Origin of the sequence: Copranaerobaculum intestinale, from assembly GCF_009831105.1 — a bacterium.
In the GTDB taxonomy this organism is placed as follows: Bacteria; Bacillota_I; Bacilli_A; order Erysipelotrichales; family Erysipelotrichaceae; genus Copranaerobaculum; species Copranaerobaculum intestinale.
The window spans coordinates 292,722-316,704 of sequence record NZ_WUUQ01000001.1 but is presented as its reverse complement, the minus strand read 5'-3'; the positions used below and the strand labels follow the sequence as shown (position 1 = coordinate 316,704).

Genomic DNA, 23,983 nt, shown 5'->3' with positions numbered 1-23,983 from the left:
AATGTCCTCTTTTTTTTGTATCTTCCTTTGAAAATTGATTCATGATAAAATAGAGATATATAAAAGCAGGTGATAATATGGCTTCAATTGCTTATATTACCGATCAGAATATGATTTCTTATCATCGTTTAAATGGAAATACGGAAATAAATTTTTGGCGGCCTTCCGCCGGTAAAAAAATCAGCGACTTTAAAAAAGGGGATATGTTGTTTTTTTTGGCAAAAGGTACAGAGAAGGGAAGAGGACGAGAAAAAGGATTGATCGGTTACGGTAAACTGAAACAAACTAAAACTTTATCCTTAAAGGGGATGTGGAATCGTTATCAGGAACGAAACGGATATCCGTCTTTTAATCAGTTGTCAGAAGCAATTTGTAAGGTTTCAAAAGATAAGAAAATACCGGCACGACTGAACTGTATGGAATTGGAGTCAGTTGTTTTTTTCCAAGAACCGATTTATTTAAGTGAATTTGGAATAGTTATCTCTAATAAAATAGAAAGCTTCTTTTATCTGGATAGAGAAGATCCGATGATCACATCAAAAATATTACAGAAAGCCGATGAATTTGGAGTTGATATGTGGACAGCTATGCTTCAGGACGATCCAGCTGCTGATTTTCGAAACGATGCGGTATTCAGTGCTGTTGTGAATGCATATGAAATGATCAAGGAAAATTATTATACGGTATATGAAAATAAGCGCAATGCAAAATATGCTATTTCCTTGATGCAGCATTATCCGCATTCACAATTTCTGCCGGATTCTCGCAGCGATTTTATTATACGTTCTGCAAATGAATTAATCGTTGCGATTCCACTGATTGTGAATAGTAATGCATTTCAAGCTTCTTTTCAATATGCGATAGGACACTACCTTATCTACCGCAGCTATTTAAAATCCGCATTAGAAACCTATGAGGATGTTCATCTTATGATGTTTTTTAATCAGGAAATTTCAATTGATGTAAAACATATTCTAAATGATCTGCATATTCAGTATCAAATAATGCGTGAAATAAAATAAAAAAATGAGATGATAAATTCTCATTTTTTTATATAGAGTATGAGTAACCCAAGTTGAAGAATCGTCATAATGGGAACTGTAATGAAAAAGCGCGGTTTTCTTATCTTATGGCGAACCAAAAGCATGCCGATGAAACAGCCGGCAGCACCTCCAGCTGCTGAAAGGAGAAGAAGTGTTGCTTCGGGAATTCTTGGTTTCTTTTGCTTTGCCTGGATTTTATCCCATATCATAAGGAGCAGTACGATAAAGCTGATACAAATAATATAAGCAATTATTCCTCGCATAAGGCATCCAATGCTCGTTTGATCTTTGAATCACAGTTTTTTTCATAGTGAAGTCCTACGGTATCCAATATCTTTTGAAAAGCTGTTATTCCATCATGCGGTTTAATAATTTCATATTCGATTTCATAATCATGGTGATTACCATAGCGACTGCTATCAAAACACAATTCGGCATAACCGGTATCAATGACTGCTCGTTTCGTAATCAGCTTTGCGGTTTCGTGGAATGGCCCTTGAATATGGTATTGAGCCAATAATGCCTGTATATCCGCTTGATTCAAAGCAGAACAATCATCGCTTGTTACTACGCTTTCATATTCCAAAAGACCTTCCTCAGAAGGCATTTTTAATGTGAACATAAAACCATTCTTTTCACGGATTCGCATCGCTCCATGTGCTTTAGCAATATCCTGCTGATTGTTATCAAAGTAGGTATTGATCTGTTCTTTGAATACAGCATTCGGATACTTCGCAAGCAGTCGGTTAAACGTTTCCCTATTCACTAAAATCTTATACTCGGTTTCAATATTTTTTTCCATGTTTCTCACCTGCCTCTGTTATGATACAATAGAAAGTAAGGTAAAAGGAAGTCATATCATGAAAAAAATTGCTTTTGTAATAAGGAAGGATGATCATTCCTTATCCATTAAAAATCAACTGGAAATCAATCTTGTGAAAAGCGGTATGATCGTAGATGAAAAAAACCCGGATCTGGTAATTTGTGTCGGTGGTGATGGAACGATACTGTATGCTGTTCATAAATATTTGAATAAGTTAGACACAGCTAAGTTCATTGGCGTGCATACAGGTACGCTTGGATTCTTTACGGAGTATACAGATCAGGAAATAGATAGTTGTATACACGATATTCTCAGTGAACCGTGTGATGATTTTACCGCAGCTTTGCTGGAAGTCAATCTGATTGGTGATGTTCCTCAGTATTCCAAAACAATTTATGCATTGAATGAAATGCGCATTGAAAATATTATCCGTACGCAAGTCATTGATGTCTATATTGACGGTGAGCATTTTGAAAAATGTCGTGGTACCGGCGTATGCCTGTCAACACAGGTAGGATCAACCGCTTATAACCGTTCTTTGGGAGGTGCGGTTATTGACAGTGGTTTATCGATTATGCAGCTTAGTGAGATAACCAGCATACAGCACAGTAAACATCATTCCTTAGGCGTCCCGTATATCATGATGAGAAATCGTTCAGTAACATTTATGTCCGATACATTCAATCACGCATTGTTATGCTACGATCATTTATATATGGACTTGGAAAACATTCAAAAGGTAGTCTGTACTATTTCTGATCGCTGTGTTCATTTTGCTCGTTATCGTCCATACAGCTATCTTAAACGGTTAAAAAATCTATATTAAAAGACCGGCAATTACCGGTCTTTATTCATATTTGTAATCTGAACTTCTGCGAGCTTTGGCACTGGTATTCATCACAATTCCAAATGCGAGCAGGTAGGATAAAATCGAAGAACCTCCATAAGATATAAAAGGCAGGGTAATCCCGGTAATCGGCAATAAACCAATTATCATACCGATATTTTGAATCTGCTGAAACAAAAGTATTCCCAAAATGCCGATTACAATCAGTTTTTCAAAAGTATTTCGCGAACGGATAATAATTCGATACAGACAATAATCCAGCATGATACACAAGGCGATAATCAACAAGGTTCCGATCAATCCAAAACTTTGTCCAAATACAGCAAAGATAAAATCTGTCTGCGGCTCCAGAATTGTAACCACTTTTGCCTGCAATCCATAGCCGAAGATCCCGGCAGAACCAAGAGCAAGCAATGCAGTATAAAGCTGATTGCCGTCACTTTGAATATAGTTTTCCGTGCTTAACCATCCGGTAATGCGTTTTACTTTATAAGAACCGCCCATCATAGCAATAAAATCTGCATTATGATAATAATACAAATATAAGAATAGAGCGACTCCGACCACCAGAATACTTAATCCTACCAATATCCATTCTCTGCGGATTCCTGAACACATCAGCATAATCAGGATGCTGATTGCGATAATAATAACCACTCCGGTATCCGGTTGGATCAAAATAAGAAGCATCGGCGGCACTGCCCATTTACCAATTTTTATAAATAATTCAAAATCGCTCTGAAACGTAAATTCTGTTTTATCTTTGTTATGCTCATTGATAATATTCGCTACAATAATGATCAGAATGATTTTCATGAATTCACTTGGCTGAATGGAAAACCCAGGAAAGTAGAACCATGAGGTCGCACCGTTTGTCGAGTGAATGAACGGCAGATTGACAGAATCACCAAAGATGCGATTTACTCCCTGATTGATTAGCAGAAGAACCAACGCACCCATCAATATCCAATAACCGATTTTCGCAAAATCATATATATTATCATTTCCGTTAAACATAATTACACCAAGAGCAATAAATCCCAGCACGTACCACATGATCTGCTGTGCAATCAGTTTGGTGCCGCTGAGGTATGCCGGCAGCAGCGGAAATGCTGAATAAATTGCAACCAGACTAGTTAAGAACATGACAAAGATAACTCCTATTAATAAGAAGTCAAAATGCTTCGCCTCTTTTACACGGGATAGTTCTTGTTTCATAACATCACTCCATTGGATACGTTTCTTATTATATCATTGTTTTGTTTTTATATCATTAAATGTTTCCGCTCAAAATATTGAAAAACGTGTTCTTTTCCAAAATTGTCAAATTTGGAAAAATCGAACTTTATGGATTTTAAAGCTTTTTCTATGGTATCATAATATGGCGAGGTGATGGTATGGAAAGATGGCATGGACTGCTGGAATATGTGCAGTTTCCATTAAAAATTCTGTTCTTCGGAGTTGTGCTGCTGGGGCTTGGCAGTTCCGTCTTAAATCCCAACCTGAATTATATATGGCAGGTCGATAACGAATATATCATCCGTATCTGTGAGATGCTGAAATATATCGGCGGATTTATGATTCAAATATTTCCGTTAATCGTATTTATCAAAGTTTTATCAAAGCGTTTTGAAGATTCTGTACCAGTACTGATAGGTTTCTTTGGATTGATTATTTTATATATCGGTATTCTGTTTTTTATGAAAACCGATCTTCCCACTTATTTCTATAACGATGTATTGGGCATCGAAATAAATTTTACTAAATCAAAAATATTTGCGGAAGGTTATTTAGTCCCATATAATATGGGCATAATTCCGATCGTCGCAACATACTTTATCACAAAGTTTGCGTATCTTCGGTCTCGCCATCATTCCATGCATGGAGTTTTATCCTTTATCGATCATGATGCCTGGGCAATGCTTTCTGTATTTGTCTGTTGTCTGATCACAGGAATTCTATTTGCTTTTATCTGGCCGCTGATCGTACAGGGAATTGAGTTTATACATAATTTTATTGCCGATGATATCACAAGTCCGATTAACCTTTTCTATTATGGATTGATCGACAGAATATCCGAAATTCTGCATATGTCAGATATCACACACAGCGCTTTTTGGATGGGTGAGGCAGGCGGCAGCCTGATTGATGCTTCAGGGATCAAACATGTTGGAGATGTAGCAATTTGGACCTATCAGGCTACAAATTCACTTGATTTAACTGCCGGCAGATTTATCACACCTTATTACATCATGAATATCTTTATGATACCGGGATTTCTGCTCGGCTATTATTCACTGGTAAAAAGCAAGCGGGACCGCAGCCGATATCTGATGTTTTTCATCCTAGCAGTTGTATTAAGCATTCTATGTGGAAATACTTTCCCATTTGAAATTTTTATGCTGGTCATGGCGCCGCTTCTCTATGTTACATACTTAATCATATCAGCAATGCTGTTTGCTGTTTTCCAGATATTGAATGTGCATATCGGCTATAATTTAAGCGGAACCCTGATGACTGCAAATCCAGGCAGTCTGCTTGATCTCATTCCATATTTTCGAAATCCAGATATGGTGAGAAGTATTATTACCGTCTTAGTCGTGGGTATTATTTGTTTTTTGTTATTTTTTATGCTGACCCGGATATATTTCAAAAAATTCGCATTGGGACTGCTCCAGCTTGGCAATCGCAGTGAGGTCGCAGAGAAAGTTGTGAATGCACTTGGCGGCATTGATAATATTCTGGCTATTGAATCCAGTCCCGATAAATTGACTGCTTCTTTGATCAACCGTGATCTGGTCGATTTTGAAGCATTAAAAGAAAATGGTGCCTATTTGATATTGCAGGCAAAGGAAGGCTATCTGATACGATTAGGAAATATATCGACGATCGTAGGTGCAGATATCAATCATTTATTGAAACAGAAACAATGGAAAACCGAATAAGTTCGGTTTTCTTTTTTGTCGTGAGATACCAATCAAAGGTTTCAAACATTTTTATAATGTTCTGTTATTCTTACCATTCCCCAAAGGATCAGAAATTTGATATAATATATAAGTTAATAAAGAATGTTTATGGTGGAAGGAAGTGCGCAGAGAATGCCGGAAGCAGGAATATATACACCGATGATGAATCAGTATCTGGAAGTTAAGAATCAGCATATGGATGCGATTGTATTTTATCGGCTTGGAGATTTTTATGAAATGTTTTTTGATGATGCGAAAACGGCTTCAAAAGAATTGGATCTTGTACTGACCGGAAGAAATGCCGGAGTAGAAGAACGAGTACCAATGTGCGGGATTCCTTATCATGCCGCAAACGGATATATTCAGCGTCTGATCCAAAAAGGATATAAGGTCGCAATCGTAGAACAGATGGAAAATCCTGCGGAAGCAAAGGGGCTGGTAAAGCGGGATGTGATCAAGATCGTCACACCGGGAACGATTATGGAAGAGATCGGCGATGAAAAAACGACGGTTACGATTGCTTCTCTTTCAGATTATCAATACGGACTGGCTGTAGTATTATGTGAAATGACCACTGGAGAAATGCATGCTCAGTTGGTTGATCGTAATGTTATGGCACTTCAAAAGGTGCTGCTCGGAAACAATGTGAAAGAAATCGTCATCAATGAACATTTTGATAAAAAGCTTATCAAAATGATTCAGGAGCTGCGAATGATTACCGTTTCTTTACAGAAGAATCAAACGATGAATGAGAATTATACACATCTTATTGAGCATATTGATGATGAAAGGATTCTGAAAGCATTTGCTCAGTTGACCAATTATTTGGAAGAAACACAGCGGCGAAACATGTCGCACCTGAGCATGGTTGAAATGATCTATGAAGATCAGTATGTACAAATGGATTTTTCAACAAGACAGAATCTGGAATTGACCTCACCTTTGAGAACAACAGGGAAATCACAGACCTTATGGGGATTTCTGGATAAGTGCCAAAGTGCGATGGGAAGCAGACTGCTGCGGCGTTGGATCGAATATCCGCTGATTCAGGAAAAGTCAATCAATCAGCGTTTAGATGCCATTGATTTTTTAAATGAAAATTTTATAACGAAAGATGAGCTTCGTGAAGAACTAAAGAATGTATATGATCTGGAGCGTCTGAGCGCCCGTATCGCATACGGAAATGCAAACCCGCGTGATATTCAGCGGCTTTCTAAAACGCTTGCTTGTGTACCTGCCGTTTTTGAGCTTTGGAAAGACTGTAAAGCGTATCCGCAGTTTCAAAGCGTTGACCAGCTGCATGAGCTTCATGATCAAATTCAAGGAATCATTGCAGAAGAAGCTCCGATTGGAATTCGCGACGGCGGTATCTTTGTCGAAGGATATAATGATGAACTGGATCGAGTAAGAGAAATCGGCAAAAACGGGAAAAACTGGATTTTGGAACTGGAGAATAAAGAACGGGACCGCACCCAGATCAAATCTTTAAAAATCGGATATAACCGAGTATTCGGTTATTATATTGAAGTAACAAAAGCAAATTTAAATCAAATAAAAGATGAATTTGGATATATTCGCAAGCAGACATTAACCAATGCAGAGCGTTTTATCACCGAAGAACTGAAGGAAAAGGAAGATGCTATCGTGCATGCGCAAGAGCGCAGTGTGCGATTGGAAACCGAGCTGTTTCTTGATCTGCTTGAAAAAATTCGTGTCTATCTGCCAAAACTTCACGAGCTTGCCAGTACTTTGGCAACAATCGATGCCCTTTATGCGCTGGCTGTTATTTCGAATGAAAATGGCTATATTCGTCCAATGTTCCATCCAAGACATGAAATTCTTCTGGAAGAAGCCAGACATCCGATTTTAGATAAAATGATGAAAGAGACGCGGTATGTATCCAATGATCTGCATATGAATCCGGATTGCAGTGTATTAATGATTACCGGTCCGAATATGGGCGGTAAATCAACTTATATGCGGCAAACGGCCTTAATTGTACTGTTGGCACAAATCGGGTGCTATGTTCCGGCGCGCCGGGCGGAACTTCCGATTTTCGACCAGATTTTTACCCGTATTGGGGCGAGTGACGATATTATGAGCGGGCAGTCCACTTTCATGGTGGAAATGATCGAAGCGAACAATGCCCTGCAAAACGCAACAGAAAATTCATTGATCCTATTTGATGAAATAGGACGTGGAACATCAACTTATGACGGCATGGCGCTGGCACAGGCGATGTTGGAATACATTACTGTACATATTCGGGCAAAAACGCTTTTCTCAACACATTATCATGAACTGACAGCATTGGCCGATCAAAATCCGTCAATTCAAAATGTTCATGTAGAGGTACATGAAGAAGATGAACATGTTACTTTTCTATATCGTATGGCTGAGGGGAAAGCGGATAAATCCTATGGTATCAATGTTGCCCGTTTAGCCAAGCTTCCGGATTCCGTCTTGGAAAGAGCGAAACAGCTCTTGAATGATCTGGAGGTGCAGACAAAGGAAGTCTCCTTCGAACAACCGATTGTGATTGAAAAGGAAAATCGTACTGATAAAAAAATAAGAGCGATGCTTGAGCAAATTGATATCAATGCAATGACGCCGATGGATGCTTTAAAAATGATTGATGATTTAAAGTGTGAATTAAAAAAGGACGGTGATGCTTAATGGGAAGAATTAATCGTCTGGATGAACATTTAAGCAATATGATCGCGGCCGGAGAAGTTGTAGAGCGGCCGTCGGGAATCGTAAAAGAATTGGTTGAGAATAGTATTGACGCATCGGCAAAGCATGTTGATATTTACATCAAGCAGGGGGGAATCGAATCCATACAAATTATTGATGATGGTATCGGTATGGATTCTCAGGATGCAGTGCTGGCATTTGAGCGTCATGCGACAAGCAAAATAAAAGAAACCGATGATCTTTGGAATATTCGTACAATGGGATTTCGCGGGGAGGCACTCCCCTCTATTGCTTCGGTTGCGCATACAATCTTGAAAACAAATGACGGCAAAGATGGTACGGAGGTAGAAATTCGCTTTGGTAAGCTCATCAAAGCGCAGCCGGTAGGCACACCTCGCGGGACATCAATTGAAGTACGAAATCTATTTCAGAAAACACCGGCTCGCTTTAAGCATTTAAAAACTCCGCAATATGAATTTTCACTGATCAGTGATGTTGTGCAGAAATTCGCAGTGTCGCACCCACAAGTTGCCTTTTCTTTAACCCACGATGGACGAGCTGTTTTTAAAACCAATGGCGGTGGTAATCTAAAAGAGGTCCTTATGCAGATTTATGGCCGAGAAGCCGCAAAATCTGCCATTTCGGTAAATCAAGGTGACGGTGATTTTATCGTAACCGGCTATGCGGTACAACCGATGTTTCATCGTGCCACAAAATATTATATGCTGTTATTTGTGAATGAACGAATGGTTCGTTCTTATCATTTACAAAAAGCAATCCAAGATGCTTATGCGCCTTATATGCCGAAAGACCGTTATCCGATCGTAGTACTTGATATTAAAATGGATCCGCATTTGGTTGATGTCAACGTTCATCCATCAAAATGGGAAATCCGTCTATCAAAAGAAAAACAGTTGGAAAAGCTGATTTATACTGCATTGCATCATGCATTAAAAAAAGATATAGCTGTTAATGAAGTCACAAAAGTTAGGCAGGAAAATCATCGGGCACCGCAAAAAGTAGAAATGCCTAAGATGACCTTTACCTATGAAAATGACCGAGAAGTTATGAAGCTTCATACCGATGTGGATGAAAGCTTTATGAAAATATCCGATGAAGCAGAAGCCGATTTGGATCGGTCAAAGTCCGCTAAGGAGGAATTTCAGAAACCGATACCACAGCCGGTTTATGAAGATCGAAGCGTACATGAACCAGAAGTAGATTATCCGATTGATGGCGTCAACGCAATGAAAAAATCAGCGATATTACTCGATGAAACAAAAAAGCAATCGAATCCTTTACATTCACAAGGTGTCGGAAATATGTCGGATCATTCTGATACACTGCCCCATATGGAGGTTATCGGACAGCTTCATGGCTGCTATATTCTGGCGCAGGGGGAAGATGGATTATACATCATTGATCAGCACGCTGCTCAGGAACGCTATAATTTTGAGCGGCTGTCAAATATGCTGTATGCCGGCAATAAAGATATGCAGCCATTGCTGATCCCGATAACGGTTGAAACATCCTCTGCCGTAGTAGCCCGCATTGATCAAATCCATAAGGCATTAGAAGAAATAGGTATTGATATTGAAGCCTTCGGAGCGAATACGGTGGTATGCCGACAGCTTCCGGTATGGATGAGCGGCATTGATGAAACCGGGTTTCTTCAGGATTTGCTCGATATCTGGAATAAAGATGAGGAAATCGATATTCAGAAGCTGCGTGAAAATGCCGTCGCAACAATGGCCTGTCATTCCTCGATTCGCTTCAACCGTATTCTCACCCTAGATGAAATGAACAAGGTTATTGAAGATTTGCATCGCTGTAACCAGCCATATCATTGTCCGCACGGACGGCCAACCTTTATTAAAATGACCACAAAGCAGCTGGAGAAAGAATTTTTGCGTATCGTATAAGAATAGTCTGACTTGCCATTACAGAGAACCATGATACAATCAAGGTATAAAGATGAACTCAGATTGTTATTCTAAAAATGCAATCAATGATCACAAGCAGTGTTCTAGGACAGTGCCTATCGAAAGTACGCCCTGCTGATCAGGTATAAGATTTATGGCCAGCTCGATGTTTTTAGCTTATACATTCCCGTATATTGTTTGAAACTCAGATTCAAAGCACTGGGAAGAGGGTGAAAATGTGGTAGATAATATTTTGGAAGAAATCAGAATTTGCAGTAAATGCGGCACAAAAACATTCTGTGACTATTGTCCAAAATGCGGATCAAAAATGCCGGCGAGCCGCAGCATGAACCGATCTATTTTTAACCGTACGGATTTTGACAGTTATCGCCGTCGGCAGGCAAACAGCCACAGTGGGACTACGCAAAAAATGATTCGGCAGGTACCGGGAAAAGCGGCCGCAAAGCAGACAAAAATTACTGCACAGCAAACATCTGTCAATGGTTACAAGATCATTGCCTATGTGATCGTGATCATCATCATTGTTGTTTTGATGTTTATTTCCAATTTTTCGATTGACCAGTTTTTTGAGTAAGAAGAAGGTTTTCCTTCTTCTTTTTATAGGAGTGAAAACATGAGTGAAGCATTAGAAAGAATGAAATTATTAATTCATGAAGAAGGTATTCAAAAACTAAAAAATACCAGTGTTATGGTTGTCGGCATCGGCGGAGTTGGTTCATACAGTGCGGAAGCTTTGGCACGTTGCGGAATCGGACGGCTTATTTTAGTTGATGGGGATGAGATTGCGTTAAGCAATTTGAATCGGCAGATTCACGCGACCTTTGAAACAGTCGGAAGAAGCAAGACAACAGCGATGCATGAGCGAATAAAGTTATATCGAGATGACTGTGAGGTCTTAGAAGCGCCGCTTTTCTATTCCGCTGCGGAAAATGAAAAGCTGCTTTCTCTTCAGCCGGATTATATCATTGATGCGATTGATACGGTCACCTGTAAAGCAGATCTGATCGAGATGGCGCATGAACATGGAATTCCGTTTATCAGCTCTTTGGGGATGGCTAACCGATTTGATCCAACCATGATCGAAATTACCGATCTTTGGAAAACCAATTATGATCCGCTGGCGAAGGCAATGCGCAGTCAGCTGCGAAAACGCGGCGTCCACTATCGAGTTCCGGTGCTTTTCTCAAAGGAACCTCCTTTTGTTCAGCGTGCTGTCGTCGATCCGGACGCGGTTATCAGAAAAGTTAAAATGCCTCCTGCCAGCACCCCGTTTGTACCTTCTGCTGCAGGGCTGGCAGCGGCATCCTATATTGTCAGAAAAATCCTCAAACATGAAAAACCGGTCTAATCAGATCGGTTTTTCATTGGCATGCCGCATATATAAAAGGGATGATGAAATCCCTACTGATAGTCTATGTGGCACAGATAAAGTTATTCATTAATCTTTGGATAAATGATATAATAAATGCAGATTGTGAGGATGCAATATGACAAAAGGCTTGTTTATTACATTTGAGGGAAATGACGGTGCCGGAAAGACGACAATATCAAAACTGGTATACGAACGTATGCTGGATAAAGGCTATCCGGTTATTTATACGAGAGAACCAGGCGGAATCAAAATTGCGGAACAAATTCGTAAGGTGATTCTTGATCCTGAAAATATTGAAATGGATGCGAAGACGGAAGCGTTGCTGTATGCGGCCAGCCGCCGTCAGCATTTGATAGAGAAAGTTCTGCCAGCCATAGAACAGGGAAAGATCGTGCTGTGTGATCGCTTTATCGACAGCTCTTTGGCATATCAAGGAGTCGGACGTCAATTAGGCATTAAGGAAGTATTTGAGATCAATCAATTTGCAATCGAAGGGCATATGCCTGATGCAACTGTTTTTCTTTCCCTGCCCCCTGAAACAGGACTGTCCAGAATCAAAAGCCGGGCATTTAAGGATCGGCTCGATCAGGAAACAGAGAGTTTTCATCAACGAGTAGCCTTAGGGTATGAACAAATCCTAAAGCAGTTTGCCGAGCGCATGCATATTGTCGATGCTTCACAATCAATTGATAAAGTTGCAGAACAAGCATATGAAGAAGTGATCGGAGTGCTGAAACATGTTGTTTAAGGACACTTTGAAAACCTTTCAGCCAGTGGTATACCAAACCCTGCAGCATGCGCTGTCATCAAAAAAGTTAGCGCACGCTTATCTTTTTCAGGGCCTTGCCGGTACACCAAAGAAGGAAGCGGCATTTTTGCTGACCCAGAGCTTGCTATGTCCGCATGCCGATCCGTTTGGTTGTGAGATCTGTGATATCTGTCAGCGGGTGGTGAATGGCCAGTATGCTGATATGATCATGCTGGATGGTACTAAAGGATCAATAAAAAAGGAAGATGTGCTGAAGCTTCAGGATACCTTTTCGAAAACCGGCCTCGAAGCAGCCGGACATAAAATTTATGTGATTGACCGGGTAGAAAATGCGACGCCGGATGCATTGAACAGTTTGCTGAAATTTCTGGAAGAACCAACCAGTGATCTGACCGCAATCTTAATCAGCGAACAGATAGATCGAGTGCTGCCGACGATTGTTTCCCGCTGTCAGGTTGTAGCTTTTAAGCCGATGGATCATAAATATAGCTTGAAATTGTGCAAAGAACAGGGCATGGATGATTTGGATGCTTATTTACTGAGCCAGATGGTACATAGTCCGGAGGAAATTCAGACAACGCTGGACAGTGATGTTTATCAGCATGCGCGTTTCTGTATGAAAGAAGTAGTCACATTGTTTCGAAAGGATGTCTATCGGGCCCTGTTGTTTTTGGAAACAGAAGCATTTCCCGGGAAAAACAAGGGAGCAGATAAAATCTCACTACAATATCTGTTGGATATGCTGGTTATATACTATAAGGATTGCCTGAAGCAAAAATCTGTTTGTACCGATGCTTGGTACATGCAGCAGCTGCAGGATGGAAAACAAGCTGCCGATCAAATTTGTCAGATTCTGAATATTCTGATGGATACCAAAGATACACTGATTCGTACTTCAGTAAACATCGCACTGCTGATTGATCAGCTGGTGTATCGAATAAAGGAGGTTTCATAAATGAGTGACAATCACAACAAACGTAATCATAAGCCTTGTAAACAGACCTATGAGCTGTTGGCTTTTGTAAGTTTTGATAAATCAAAAAAAATATATACTTTCGGAACCGATGACCATCATTTAAAAATGAATGATAAGGTCGTTGTAGAAACGGTCCGGGGGCTGGAGCTCGGCACTCTGGTTAAAGAACCGGAACCGTTTATTGCCAATACAAATGGTATGGAAATTAAACCAATAGTACGCAAAGCAACGCAGAAAGATTTACAAAATGCGAAGCGTAATGTCGAACGCGCTGAAGAAGCTATGGAGAAATGTGCGGAATTGATTCGCAAGCTGAACCTGGATATGAATTTGATTGAGGCTGAATATACCCTGGATGCCAGTAAAATCATCTTTGTATATGTTGCCGATGAACGTGTAGATTTTCGTGAATTACTGAAAGAATTGGCATCTGTGTTCAAGTGCCGGATCGAGCTTCGTCAGATTGGACCGCGCAATAAATCGAAAATTATCGGCGGGCTGGGAACCTGCGGAATGGAAACCTGCTGCTCTCGTTTTCTGAATGACTTTGACGTAATATCCATAAATATGGCTAAAAATCAGCTGTTGGCGTTGAATGTGCAGAAGCTGTCAGGTCAGTGTGGAAAATTAATGTGCTGTTTAAAGTACGAAGATGAACAATATAAAAAGCTTCGGCAGGGTTTGCCGAAACTAAATTCACAAATTGAATATAAAGGAAGACGCTACCGCATTACCAGTATGAATGTTTTGCTTCAGCAGGCAAAAATAGAAAATAAGGAAGATGTCCAATTCTTGAGCTTTCAGGAATTATGGCCGGACATTGATTTCTCAGATCGCTGATGCATCGACAAAAGAGCTTTGAAGAAAATCGGCCTTCCTTATATTTGGTAGCGACGCCGATCGGCAATCTGGATGAATTTACTCCGCGAGCCGTTCAGATCCTGCGGGAAGTGGATGTCATAGCGGCTGAGGATACAAGAAATACGATGAAGCTGCTGTCACATTTTGACATTAAAACGCATCTGGTTGCTCATCACGCCTTCAATGAAAAAGAAAGCGCCAAAGGACTTTTGAAATTTTTGGAAGAAGGGAAGTCTGTTGCAGTGGTCAGTGATGCCGGATATCCGCTTATTTCCGATCCGGGACTTCCGGCAACACAGCTGATTAGTGAAGCAGGTTATCCGGTTATTCCAATTTCCGGTGCAAATGCGATGCTGAATGCCTTGGTCGCTTCTGGTCTTCCGGTTCAGCCGTTTCTATTTTATGGCTTTTTGGGAAGCAGTGAAAAGGAGCGTACGGTACAGCTGCATGCATTGGCGCAGTATCCTCAGACTCTGATCTTTTATGAGGCTCCTCATCGAGTGCGTAAAATGCTGATGAGCTGTCTTCGAGAGTTAGGTGATCGAAAAATGTGTCTTGCTCGGGAGCTGACAAAAAAGCATGAAGAGTTTATCCGCGGAACAATATCTGAAATACTGAATATTGATGAAGAGCTGAAAGGAGAAATGGTAATTGTGATTGCCGGGGCGGCTGCTTGTGAATCAAAGGATGATTTGCTGCAAAAGGCTTTGATTGATGTACAGCAATTTGTCAATGATGGAATGCGGGCAAAAGCTGCCGTACAAACTGCAGCCGATCTTCATAAAGTATCTAAGAATGAGCTTTATCAGCTATATCATCAACAGTAAGGACTGCCAGGCAGTCTTTTTTTCATACTCGAAGATACAGATAACCTATTGCTTTGCCTTGTGAATGTAACCGATTATCGGTACTAATGAAATTAATTTCAAATCGATTTTCCTTTGATTTATGGTAAAATAAACAGGCAGAAATAATTCTGACAAAAGAACGAACACAGTAAGAAAATATTACTGTGCCGTTTTTTATGAAGACATAGGGAGATAATATGATGATTACACATATTCAAAAACGAGATGGAAGAGAAATACATTTTGTACCGGAGAAGATAACCAGAGCTATTTTTCTTGCCGCTTCCAGTGTAGCAAAGGAAAAGGGAAGCGATGCAGATTATCAGACTGCCGAAGCACTGACCGCTAAAGCAGTAGGGATGCTTGAGCGCTTGTATCCTAACGGTAAACCAACGGTGGAGCAGGTTCAAGATGCTGTTGTCAAAACGTTGATTGAATCCGGTCATGCAAAAACCAGTGAGGCATACATCCTGTATCGAGCTGAACGCAGCCGTGTTCGCAGCATGAAAACCAGATTGATGAAAAATATCAGTGAGATTACCTTTGCGGATTCAAAAGATGCTGATGTGAAACGTGAAAATGCCAATATTGACGGCAATACTGCAATGGGTACCATGCTTCAGTACGGCAGCACAGTATCGCGTGAGTTCTGTATGTCAGAGCTGATGAGTCCAAGACATGCTCAGCTTCATGAGAATGGTGATATTCATATTCATGATATGGATTTTATGAATATGGGAACACTAACCTGCTGTCAAATTGATTTAAATAAATTGTTTGAAGGAGGCTTTTCCACAGGTCATGGTTTTCTGCGGGAACCGCAGGATATTACAAGCTACGCGGCTCTGGCAGCGATTGCAATCCAGAGTGATCAGAATGATCAGCATGGCGGACAGAGCATTCCGGCATTTGACTACTATATGGCACCGGGCATTACCAAAACATTCCGCCGTGAATATATCAACAATATGAATCGCGCTCTGCGTTTATTCATCGATGCGGATATTGATGTGAAAGAAGCGTTGAAAAGTCTAATGGCAGAACATTTATCCTATCCGGCACTTGATATGGATGATGCATACCTCGACATTCAGCGTGAGTATTTAAGAACTGAATTTTGTTTGGATGAGAAAATGCTTCAGAAAATTGAGGCATTTGTATATAAGGAAGCATATGTGGAAACAGACAAAAAAACGTATCAGGCAATGGAGGCATTTATCCATAATTTGAATACGATGCATTCTCGGGCCGGGGCACAGGTTCCGTTCTCCAGCATTAACTTCGGTACGGACACATCGTCTCAAGGACGTATGGTAAGCCGTAATCTTCTGCTGGCTCAGGAGGCTGGGCTCGGAGACGGAGAAACTCCGATTTTTCCTATCCTTATTTTTAAAGTTAAGGAGGGTGTAAACTTTAATGAACAGGATATCAATTATGATTTATTTAAATTGAGTTGCCGAGTTTCCGCCAAGCGTTTATTTCCGAATTTCAGCTTTATCGACGCACCGTTTAATTTGCAGTACTATAAAGAGGGTCATCCGGAAACAGAAGCAACCTATATGGGATGCCGTACCCGTGTAGTCGGTAATGTATGCGGAGATGAAATTGTTACCGGACGAGGTAATCTCTCTTTCACAACCATCAACCTGCCGCGTCTGGGAATCAAGCATGGTGTGGTGTTAGGCGGTGAATTTGATGAAGGTGGTTTTTTTGATGAACTGGATGAAAAAATTGATGCTGTCATCGAACAGCTGCTGGAACGCATGGTCATTCAGGGCAATAAAAAAGTGAAAAATTTTCCGTTCTTGATGGGACAGGGGGTTTGGCTCGGTGCTGATAAGCTTGGTGCGGAAGATACGCTAAACGAAGTTATCAAACAGGGAACCCTGACAATCGGATTTATCGGACTTGCTGAATGCTTAAAGGCATTGATTGGAGAGCATCATGGTGAAAGTGAACAAGCACAGGAGCTCGGCATCAAAATTATTTCTCATATGAGAGCGCGAATGGAGGATGCGTCAGCAACGTATCAGTTAAATTTCTCATTGATTGCAACACCGGCCGAAGGATTATCCGGACGTTTCACGCGCATGGATAAAAAAGCATACGGCATCTTACCGGGAGTTACGGATCGAGATTACTATACAAATTCGTTCCATGTACCAGTGTATTATCCGATAACTGCATTTGCCAAAATACAGAAGGAAGCACCGTATCATACCCTTACAAATGCCGGCCATATCTCTTACGTAGAAGTAGACGGAGATCCCAGCGGAAACTTAGAAGCATTTGAATCCATTATTCGCTGTATGAAGGAGTCCGGAATCGGTTATGGCAGTATTAATCATCCCGTTGATCGCGATCCAGTATGTGGCTACAGCGGTGTCATTGAATCACATATTTGTCCGAAATGTGGCAGAGATGAAACATTGAGCGCCTGTAAATTTGAAAAAATCAGACGCATTACTGGCTATTTAGTGGGAACGGTTGATCGCTTCAACAATGCCAAAGCAGCTGAAGAGCACGATCGTGTAAAACATGGAATCTAATCAGCTGCAGCTTGCTTCTAAGCTAACCTATGACAGTATTGTCGATGGACCGGGGATCCGCATGGTAATATGGACACAGGGATGTCTGCATCACTGTCCAGGCTGTCACAATCCGCAGACTCACTCTGTAACAGGCGGGTTTCAGGAAAATACGTCTGTCATCATACAGGCCATTCACGATGCACAGCTTCAAACCGGATTGACCTTATCCGGCGGAGAACCATTTGACCAACCGATTGCCCTGTTAGAAATCGTCAAGGAAGCAAAGAAAGATGGCCTCTCTGTGTGGGCTTACAGCGGTTATACATATGAAGAATTGGTAAAGGAACCAACACGCAAGAAGCTGCTTGAAGAAATTGATATTCTGGTAGACGGCCGATTCATGGAAGATCAAAAAGACTATCGGCTTCATTTTAAAGGATCAAAAAATCAGCGTATCATCGATGTGCAGAAAAGCTTGAAGAATGAAAAGATTGTTCTTTCATCCTATGACAAATCGAATCAATTTTAAGCAATGATCATTCATTGCTTTTTTTATCATTGTTTTGTGATAAATGTAATTTATGGCAAAGTTGTTAATTTACCAAAAAATATCTTCTATGATAAAATAAAAGAAAAGGAGAAGAATCATGAAAATAAAAGCAGCTTATGCAGTCTGCGTGATGTTATCGATTTCGATGCTTGCAGCCTGCGGTTCTGGGGGAAAGGATACACCGAAGAAAACTGATTCCTTAGCAGATATGGCAGTTGAAATCAATGGCAGTACGCTGCAGATTTATGGAACAGCCAATGAATTTATGCAGAATAACTGGAAAATCAGCTACACTGAAAATGATAAAAAGAAGGTTGATGATCTGGGGGAACTATACGCAACCATAACTAATAAAGAGGATGAAAACCAAGAAATTAATGTTCTATTAAAGAATTGGGAGGATGACGCTGTTAAGGTAAATGACGCCCAAATCGCCAGATTTTCGATCAGCCATATGGAAGAAATCGGAATGAAGATTAAGCTTCCTAAAAAAATAACGGAAAAATCAACAATCAGGGATGTAATAAAAGCTTATGGACAGCCTTCCGCTTATTATGTAAATTCGTTTATGGGCAGCGTGGATAGTTACTTAATTTATGAATCAAAAGGAGATTATCAAAAACGCGAGATGATTACATTTTCATTTGAAAATACTAAACTGAAAAGGGTTGATTTTGAGGGAGCTGAAAAGAAGAAGAAAGCAAATAAAAGTACGGTATTTACATTCAAGGATGTATTTGGATATAAAGCCTTTACGGATATAACAGAACCTTCGGTGATATATGATGATGTATTGCTAAATGGGAAGGTGAGAATCGGATCGATAGAAATAGGAAAAGACTCCGCCCTGGGTACGCTGATGGATGAAGGTTGGATGATTGACAGCACTTATGGGGATGAAACCACAACTGAAATTTATCTTACGAAGGATGATGCATGGCTGAGTGTAACAGCTGCTGGTGTATATCAGGAAGGCACTCAAATCGATAAAACCATGCCAATCATAAGTATAAATGTGCAGATCATCGGTTTAGATGATATTGAGATGGTTCTTCCCGGGGGACTGAATACTTCTGCCTCAGCCAAGGATATTATGAAACAATATGGCATGGCACACAGCCTGTACTATACAAAGGATGGGTTGGAAATGAATTATGCTTTATATACAGATGATTATGATATCGGTGCGCAAACCAGCTTTCAATATAATAAAAAAGGAGAAATGACCGATTTCAGTATTACTTTCCGGAAATAATAATAAGGTTCGATTTATTTCGGACTTTTTTATTACAAGTTATCTTGTGAAAGCATTTCCTTTGTTTAGGTTATTCTATATAATGTACGTATATCGGTTTAGAAGTGAGGTAGGATTATGAAAAATAAGAAGCTCATAATTGGTATTGTTATTGGAATTATAGCTGTGCTTGCGGCAGTCATCATAAGTTTGCTTCAATCCAATGAGCCGCAAATTGCTTTTTATATAAAAAATGGAAAAGCAAAAGAGTGCAGGGAAACCATTTCCTATGGTAAGACAGTGTCTTTGAAACCCACATCTTTTCATCTAACGGCGAAGGAAGGCAATACTGACATAACCGATAAGCTAATATATACGAAAGTGAATTTCAAACAGCTGCGTACATATAAAATCACGTATTCTTATAAGGAGAAAAGGTTTTACCGCTATATAACAGTTGAAGATAAAAAAGCACCAGTGATTACCGGAAAGAATACTTTGGAAATTGAACAGGGAAGCAGCTTTGATATGAAACAGCTTGAGCTGAAAGCTGAAGATAATTATGACGGTGATATGAGTGATCAAATAAAGCAGGAAGGAACTGTCGACAGTAATACCCCGGGTGATTATGAACTCACATATACAGTAAAAGATTCCTCAGGTAATCAGGCAGTATTCACGGTAAAGGTTACGGTTCTAAAAAAGGGAGCAGTCCAAGCTCCATCTGTATCTCATGTTCAGGTCCGTGTCGTTGCTGATCCCAATGATATTACCGCACTGGTAAATAAACAGAACATTCTGCCGGATGGCTGGGCACCTTCTGATTTGGTTACTATCCAGAATGGATTTCTGCTTAGGGCTGTTGCGGCTCAGGCATGGAATGCGATGATGAACGCGGCAGAACAGGATGGAATTACGATTAATGCGGTCAGTGCTTATCGAACGCAGGCATATCAAGCGAATCTATATAATCAATATTATGCAGCAGATCCAGTCAACACACCATTTTTGAGTGCACTTCCACGAAGAAGCGAACATGAGATGGGATTGGCTTTGGATATTAGTAACGGCGATTATCAGCTGCACAGTGATTTTGAAAGTACAGCTTCCGGTAAATGGCTTTCTGCACATGCCCATGAGTATGGATGGATACTGCGGTATCCTAGCAACAAAACCAATATAACCCAATATGCATATGAAGCATGGCATTATCGATATGTAGGACCAAGTTTAGCGAAACAGCTGAAAAGCAGTGGTCAAACGCTTGAAGAATATTATCAGTAAACAAAAAAAGCCGTCATAACAAGAAACGGCTTTTATACGCAGATAGCTGTATATATACTGATCATACATTCATTTATTGATTGCTTTTATGCTGATCAGGCTTATCAATTTTGTCGAAAAGCGTACGACGCTGGGTAGACTGACGGAAAAGTGCTTTTAAACCGGCTTCATCATTGTCTGCCAGCTTTTGTTTTAAGTGATTGAGCTCTTTCTCAAAATCTTCGATTTCCCGAATAAGATTATCCTTGTTTAGAAAAAATAGCTCTGACCACATATTTTCATTGATCTTTGCAATACGGGTTAGATCACGGAAGCTGTCACCGGTGTATTCGACAAGATGAGTATTGTCGTTGGTATTCATGAGACTAACCGCGATTACATGTGTTAGCTGGGATACAAAGCCGATCATTTCATCATGTTGTTTAGGCGTTAACGTTGTAATATGGTGAAAGTTCAGAATTGCCGCAAAATCCTTCATAAATGCGATTGCCCTTTTGGAATTGTTTGGAGTTGGCGTGATTATGAAATTTGCGATTTCAAAAATATGATCATCACTGTTTCTTACCCCGCTGACTTCTTTTCCGGCCATTGGATGAGAAGCGATAAATTCAACATCCTTTCTGAGATTTCGCTGAACGGTCTCAACGATATGCTGCTTGACCCCGCTAACATCAGTGATGAGAATACCTGATTTGAAGAATTCCTGATAGGTGGAAATCCAATCAATCATGGTTAGTGGATATAATGCAGAAATAATAACATCTGCATCCTGAATCAATTTTTCATCGAAAACAGCACCATTCTCAATATATTGATGATCTAGTGCAAATTGAATGCTGTCTTCATTGGTGTCAAGCGCGCTGACATGATATCCCTGACGGGTTAAGCCCATTGCATAGCTGCCGCCGATCAACCCTAATCCAACAATTAGAAATTTTGTATCCTTATCAATCATCTGAGATCACCACCTTGCCGCCGATTTTCTGTAAATCTTGGAAAAAATTCGGATAGGACTTTCGTATAGCCTGAGCACCATGGATGGTGCATGGCTGTTCCATTCGAGAAGCCGCTATTGCTAGACTCATGACAATTCTATGATCATTATGTCCGTTAAAATGCACACCGCCCTGATACTGTGTTTTACCACATATGGTAATAGTATCCTGCGTAGAATGAATATTGACTCCGCATTTACGAAGCTCTGTTTCCATGGCTTCAATCCGATCACTTTCCTTGATGCGTAATCTGCCGGCATGAATGATTTGAATCGTTCCTTTTGCATACATGCCCAGAACGGTCAGAATTGGTCCTAAATCAGGACAATCCTGCAAATCAATGGTTATCGGATTGATGATACCATGTTGGATCTGATAGCCGTTTTCCTCGGTATGAACAGTAATGCCAGCCTGCTCCAATATTGAAAGAATTGCCTTATCACCCTGTTTAGAAGTAATATCCATACCTTTAATGCAGAGATCATGATTGATTGCCGCCAATACTCCAAAAAAAGCAAACTGTGAAAAATCTCCTTCAATCGTATAATCGCATGGTTGATAGTGTTGCTTGCCCTCAACTGCAATCGTATTTTCATCCAGCCATTCAACATCAATCTGAAACCGTTTCAGCATATCAATTGTCAGTTGAATATAGGAACGAGATTCAAAAGGCTCCATGATATGGATAATTGATTTCTTATCCAAGAGAGGAAGGGTGAATAATAGGCCGCTGATGAATTGAGAGCTGATATCACCTCGCACGGTATATTCACCGGCTTGCAGCTGACCGTTTATTTTGATATGATCTTGATCCTGTTGAAAGGATAAATGTTGCCGATCGAATATCTCTTTATATACACTCTGCGGCCGCTGCATTAGTCTTCCCTGTCCATGAAATGTAATTGCTTGCTTACAAAGAGAAAATATCGGAATGAAAAATCGAAGGGTACTGCCTGATTCATTACAGAAGATATTTGTATCCTGAATATCCTGAAAGCTTTGGATGCCGGTGATTTCCGCATAATCATCATATTGATTGATGTGCGCACCCAATTTTTTCATTCCTTCCAATGTAACCAGAATATCTTCAGACCATGCAATATTACGGATTATGCTGGTTCCGGAAGCGAGTGAAGCACAGATGATTGCGCGATGTGACATGCTTTTGCTGGGTGGAACAGTAACGGTACCGGCAGGGTGAAACGGATATACTACTGCTTTCATCAGATATCTCTGCCGATAACCTGAGCGATTGCTCTGCCTTTACGGATTACCTCAGCAAATCGTTCCGGTTTTAAGCTTTGCATGCCGTCACTCCATGCGCATTCCGGACAATTATGAACTTCAATAATCAGACCATCAGCCCCGGCGGCAATAGCCGCTAAGCTCATTGATTCTACAAGCTCCCAGTCACCGGTCGCATGAGATGGATCAATGATGATCGGCAGATGACTTTTCTTTTTCACGATCGGAACAACACTGAGATCCAAGGTATTACGAGTGTATTTTTCAAACGTACGAATACCGCGTTCACACAGTATTACATTCTCATTTCCGCCGGCCATAATATATTCAGCAGACATCAGCCATTCTTCGATCGTATTGGATAATCCGCGCTTCAACAGAATCGGTTTGTTGATCTTACCTAGTGCTTTCAGCAGATCGAAATTCTGCATATTGCGGGCTCCGACTTGAATCAAGTCAACATTTTCAACAAATTCATCTATTTTATCAATGCTCATGATTTCACTGACGATTGGCAGCCCAGTCGCTTTTCGGGCATTTACCATGCATTTGATTCCTTCGCTTCCCATACCCTGAAAGGCATAAGGAGAAGTGCGCGGTTTGTAAGCACCGCCGCGAAGCATAACGCCACCGGCTGCTTTTACTTCTTTTGCGATTTCAGTAATCTGCTCTTGACCTTCAACACTGCAAGGACCACCGATAACAACAATATTTTCCTTGCCTCCTACTTTGATGCCTGCGACATCGATAATGCTGTCTTCGGGGTGAAATAAACGATTTACTTTCTTGTAAGGAGCGGCAACCCGTACAACATTTTCGACATGCTTATTTGCTTCAATTTGTTTCGCATCCAGAATGGTCGTATCACCAACCACCCCAAATACATTGTAATTTGTTCCTGATATCATATTAACATTGAGTCCTTTATTTTCAATGCTTTGGATAATACGGTCGATTTCTTCTTTTGGTGCGTCTTTTTTCATTGTTATAATCATGATAGTT

The 23,983-nt window shown here is 40.4% G+C and carries 21 protein-coding genes; 15 read left to right on the top strand and 6 right to left on the bottom strand.

The window, feature by feature from the left end; all coding sequences use genetic code 11:
• Positions 1 to 77 precede the first annotated feature (77 nt).
• Positions 78 to 1,022: a hypothetical protein gene (locus tag GSF08_RS01565; protein ID WP_160624119.1), complete on the top strand. Its 945-nt coding sequence runs from the start codon at positions 78 to 80 to the stop codon at positions 1,020 to 1,022.
• A 20-nt stretch (positions 1,023 to 1,042) separates the two neighbouring features.
• On the opposite strand, the gene GSF08_RS01560 is transcribed toward GSF08_RS01565, so the two are convergent.
• Together GSF08_RS01560 and GSF08_RS01555 are read right to left on the bottom strand one after the other, a co-directional pair.
• Entirely contained in the window at positions 1,043 to 1,306 is a 264-nt protein-coding gene (locus tag GSF08_RS01560; RefSeq protein WP_160624118.1) for a DUF1294 domain-containing protein, read from the bottom strand.
• Positions 1,294 to 1,845: a CYTH domain-containing protein gene (locus GSF08_RS01555; RefSeq protein ID WP_160624117.1), complete on the bottom strand. Its 552-nt coding sequence runs from the start codon at positions 1,843 to 1,845 to the stop codon at positions 1,294 to 1,296. Before GSF08_RS01555 ends, GSF08_RS01560 begins: the two co-directional genes overlap by 13 nt.
• A gap of 58 nt (positions 1,846 to 1,903) precedes the next feature.
• Between GSF08_RS01555 and GSF08_RS01550 the strand changes: the two genes are divergently transcribed.
• Complete coding sequence (locus tag GSF08_RS01550; protein ID WP_160624116.1) at positions 1,904 to 2,692, top strand: NAD kinase; 789 nt, start codon at positions 1,904 to 1,906, stop codon at positions 2,690 to 2,692.
• 21 nt (positions 2,693 to 2,713) lie between these two features.
• Here GSF08_RS01550 and GSF08_RS01545 read toward each other — a convergent pair whose 3' ends face one another.
• Positions 2,714 to 3,931 (bottom strand): FtsW/RodA/SpoVE family cell cycle protein, encoded by a 1,218-nt coding sequence (locus tag GSF08_RS01545; RefSeq protein ID WP_160624115.1) that lies wholly within the window; start codon positions 3,929 to 3,931, stop codon positions 2,714 to 2,716.
• 179 nt (positions 3,932 to 4,110) lie between these two features.
• Between GSF08_RS01545 and GSF08_RS01540 the strand changes: the two genes are divergently transcribed.
• The 13 genes from GSF08_RS01540 to GSF08_RS01480 all read left to right on the top strand — a co-directional run bounded on the left by GSF08_RS01540 (position 4,111) and on the right by GSF08_RS01480 (position 20,741).
• Positions 4,111 to 5,658, top strand: coding sequence for a PTS sugar transporter subunit IIABC family protein (locus tag GSF08_RS01540; protein ID WP_160624114.1), 1,548 nt, complete (start codon positions 4,111 to 4,113; stop codon positions 5,656 to 5,658).
• A 129-nt stretch (positions 5,659 to 5,787) separates the two neighbouring features.
• Complete coding sequence (gene mutS, locus GSF08_RS01535) at positions 5,788 to 8,355, top strand: DNA mismatch repair protein MutS (RefSeq protein WP_249805802.1); 2,568 nt, start codon at positions 5,788 to 5,790, stop codon at positions 8,353 to 8,355.
• The gene (mutL, locus tag GSF08_RS01530; RefSeq protein WP_160624113.1) at positions 8,355 to 10,295 is read left to right on the top strand and encodes a DNA mismatch repair endonuclease MutL; all 1,941 of its coding nucleotides are present in this window, start codon (positions 8,355 to 8,357) and stop codon (positions 10,293 to 10,295) included. Before mutS ends, mutL begins: the two co-directional genes overlap by 1 nt.
• A gap of 238 nt (positions 10,296 to 10,533) precedes the next feature.
• Positions 10,534 to 10,890 (top strand): hypothetical protein, encoded by a 357-nt coding sequence (locus GSF08_RS01525; protein WP_160624112.1) that lies wholly within the window; start codon positions 10,534 to 10,536, stop codon positions 10,888 to 10,890.
• Positions 10,891 to 10,929: 39 nt separating this feature from the next.
• Positions 10,930 to 11,664 (top strand): tRNA threonylcarbamoyladenosine dehydratase, encoded by a 735-nt coding sequence (locus GSF08_RS01520; RefSeq protein ID WP_160624111.1) that lies wholly within the window; start codon positions 10,930 to 10,932, stop codon positions 11,662 to 11,664.
• Positions 11,665 to 11,803: 139 nt separating this feature from the next.
• On the top strand, positions 11,804 to 12,436 hold the full coding sequence (tmk, locus tag GSF08_RS01515) for a dTMP kinase (protein ID WP_160624110.1): 633 nt from the start codon (positions 11,804 to 11,806) through the stop codon (positions 12,434 to 12,436).
• The gene (locus tag GSF08_RS01510) at positions 12,426 to 13,412 is read left to right on the top strand and encodes a DNA polymerase III subunit delta (protein WP_249805801.1); all 987 of its coding nucleotides are present in this window, start codon (positions 12,426 to 12,428) and stop codon (positions 13,410 to 13,412) included. Before tmk ends, GSF08_RS01510 begins: the two co-directional genes overlap by 11 nt.
• Complete coding sequence (ricT, locus tag GSF08_RS01505) at positions 13,413 to 14,273, top strand: regulatory iron-sulfur-containing complex subunit RicT (protein ID WP_160624109.1); 861 nt, start codon at positions 13,413 to 13,415, stop codon at positions 14,271 to 14,273. It begins immediately after the preceding gene.
• Positions 14,273 to 15,121 (top strand): 16S rRNA (cytidine(1402)-2'-O)-methyltransferase, encoded by an 849-nt coding sequence (gene rsmI, locus GSF08_RS01500; protein ID WP_160624108.1) that lies wholly within the window; start codon positions 14,273 to 14,275, stop codon positions 15,119 to 15,121. Before ricT ends, rsmI begins: the two co-directional genes overlap by 1 nt.
• A 221-nt stretch (positions 15,122 to 15,342) precedes the next feature.
• On the top strand, positions 15,343 to 17,691 hold the full coding sequence (locus GSF08_RS01495) for an anaerobic ribonucleoside triphosphate reductase (RefSeq protein WP_160624682.1): 2,349 nt from the start codon (positions 15,343 to 15,345) through the stop codon (positions 17,689 to 17,691).
• Positions 17,681 to 18,202, top strand: coding sequence for an anaerobic ribonucleoside-triphosphate reductase activating protein (nrdG, locus tag GSF08_RS01490; protein WP_160624107.1), 522 nt, complete (start codon positions 17,681 to 17,683; stop codon positions 18,200 to 18,202). The genes GSF08_RS01495 and nrdG overlap by 11 nt, the downstream gene beginning before the upstream one ends.
• A gap of 118 nt (positions 18,203 to 18,320) precedes the next feature.
• A complete protein-coding gene (locus tag GSF08_RS01485; protein WP_160624106.1) occupies positions 18,321 to 19,478 on the top strand; it encodes a hypothetical protein in 1,158 nt (385 codons plus the stop codon).
• Between the two features lie 117 nt (positions 19,479 to 19,595).
• A complete protein-coding gene (locus tag GSF08_RS01480; protein ID WP_160624105.1) occupies positions 19,596 to 20,741 on the top strand; it encodes a D-alanyl-D-alanine carboxypeptidase family protein in 1,146 nt (381 codons plus the stop codon).
• Positions 20,742 to 20,814: 73 nt separating this feature from the next.
• Here GSF08_RS01480 and GSF08_RS01475 read toward each other — a convergent pair whose 3' ends face one another.
• From GSF08_RS01475 to aroF, 3 genes are read right to left on the bottom strand one after another with little or no spacing between them, the layout of a single operon-like run.
• A complete protein-coding gene (locus tag GSF08_RS01475) occupies positions 20,815 to 21,696 on the bottom strand; it encodes a prephenate dehydrogenase (protein WP_160624104.1) in 882 nt (293 codons plus the stop codon).
• Positions 21,689 to 22,960 carry a 3-phosphoshikimate 1-carboxyvinyltransferase gene (gene aroA / locus GSF08_RS01470; protein ID WP_160624103.1) on the bottom strand — a complete coding sequence of 424 codons (1,272 nt, stop codon included), beginning with the start codon at positions 22,958 to 22,960 and terminating at the stop codon, positions 21,689 to 21,691. Before aroA ends, GSF08_RS01475 begins: the two co-directional genes overlap by 8 nt.
• Positions 22,960 to 23,976, bottom strand: a complete 1,017-nt coding sequence (gene aroF / locus GSF08_RS01465; RefSeq protein WP_160624102.1) for a 3-deoxy-7-phosphoheptulonate synthase — start codon at positions 23,974 to 23,976, stop codon at positions 22,960 to 22,962. Before aroF ends, aroA begins: the two co-directional genes overlap by 1 nt.
• Positions 23,977 to 23,983: the final 7 nt, after the last annotated feature.

Bases quoted from the DNA above. Each gene is read 5' to 3' on its own strand.
- GSF08_RS01545 (WP_160624115.1), bottom strand. From the start codon at position 3,931: ATGAAACAAGAACTATCCCGTGTAAAAGAGGCGAAGCATTTTGACTTC.
- mutL (WP_160624113.1), top strand. From the start codon at position 8,355: ATGGGAAGAATTAATCGTCTGGATGAACATTTAAGCAATATGATCGCG.
- ricT (WP_160624109.1), top strand. From the start codon at position 13,413: ATGAGTGACAATCACAACAAACGTAATCATAAGCCTTGTAAACAGACC.
- GSF08_RS01475 (WP_160624104.1), bottom strand. From the start codon at position 21,696: ATGATTGATAAGGATACAAAATTTCTAATTGTTGGATTAGGGTTGATC.
- GSF08_RS01480 (WP_160624105.1), top strand. From the start codon at position 19,596: ATGAAAAATAAGAAGCTCATAATTGGTATTGTTATTGGAATTATAGCT.
- GSF08_RS01550 (WP_160624116.1), top strand. From the start codon at position 1,904: ATGAAAAAAATTGCTTTTGTAATAAGGAAGGATGATCATTCCTTATCC.
- GSF08_RS01520 (WP_160624111.1), top strand. From the start codon at position 10,930: ATGAGTGAAGCATTAGAAAGAATGAAATTATTAATTCATGAAGAAGGT.
- GSF08_RS01560 (WP_160624118.1), bottom strand. From the start codon at position 1,306: ATGCGAGGAATAATTGCTTATATTATTTGTATCAGCTTTATCGTACTG.
- GSF08_RS01495 (WP_160624682.1), top strand. From the start codon at position 15,343: ATGATTACACATATTCAAAAACGAGATGGAAGAGAAATACATTTTGTA.
- GSF08_RS01565 (WP_160624119.1), top strand. From the start codon at position 78: ATGGCTTCAATTGCTTATATTACCGATCAGAATATGATTTCTTATCAT.
- mutS (WP_249805802.1), top strand. From the start codon at position 5,788: ATGGTGGAAGGAAGTGCGCAGAGAATGCCGGAAGCAGGAATATATACA.
- tmk (WP_160624110.1), top strand. From the start codon at position 11,804: ATGACAAAAGGCTTGTTTATTACATTTGAGGGAAATGACGGTGCCGGA.
- aroF (WP_160624102.1), bottom strand. From the start codon at position 23,976: ATGATTATAACAATGAAAAAAGACGCACCAAAAGAAGAAATCGACCGT.
- rsmI (WP_160624108.1), top strand. From the start codon at position 14,273: ATGCATCGACAAAAGAGCTTTGAAGAAAATCGGCCTTCCTTATATTTG.
- aroA (WP_160624103.1), bottom strand. From the start codon at position 22,960: ATGAAAGCAGTAGTATATCCGTTTCACCCTGCCGGTACCGTTACTGTT.
- GSF08_RS01510 (WP_249805801.1), top strand. From the start codon at position 12,426: ATGTTGTTTAAGGACACTTTGAAAACCTTTCAGCCAGTGGTATACCAA.
- GSF08_RS01555 (WP_160624117.1), bottom strand. From the start codon at position 1,845: ATGGAAAAAAATATTGAAACCGAGTATAAGATTTTAGTGAATAGGGAA.
- nrdG (WP_160624107.1), top strand. From the start codon at position 17,681: ATGGAATCTAATCAGCTGCAGCTTGCTTCTAAGCTAACCTATGACAGT.
- GSF08_RS01540 (WP_160624114.1), top strand. From the start codon at position 4,111: ATGGAAAGATGGCATGGACTGCTGGAATATGTGCAGTTTCCATTAAAA.
- GSF08_RS01485 (WP_160624106.1), top strand. From the start codon at position 18,321: ATGAAAATAAAAGCAGCTTATGCAGTCTGCGTGATGTTATCGATTTCG.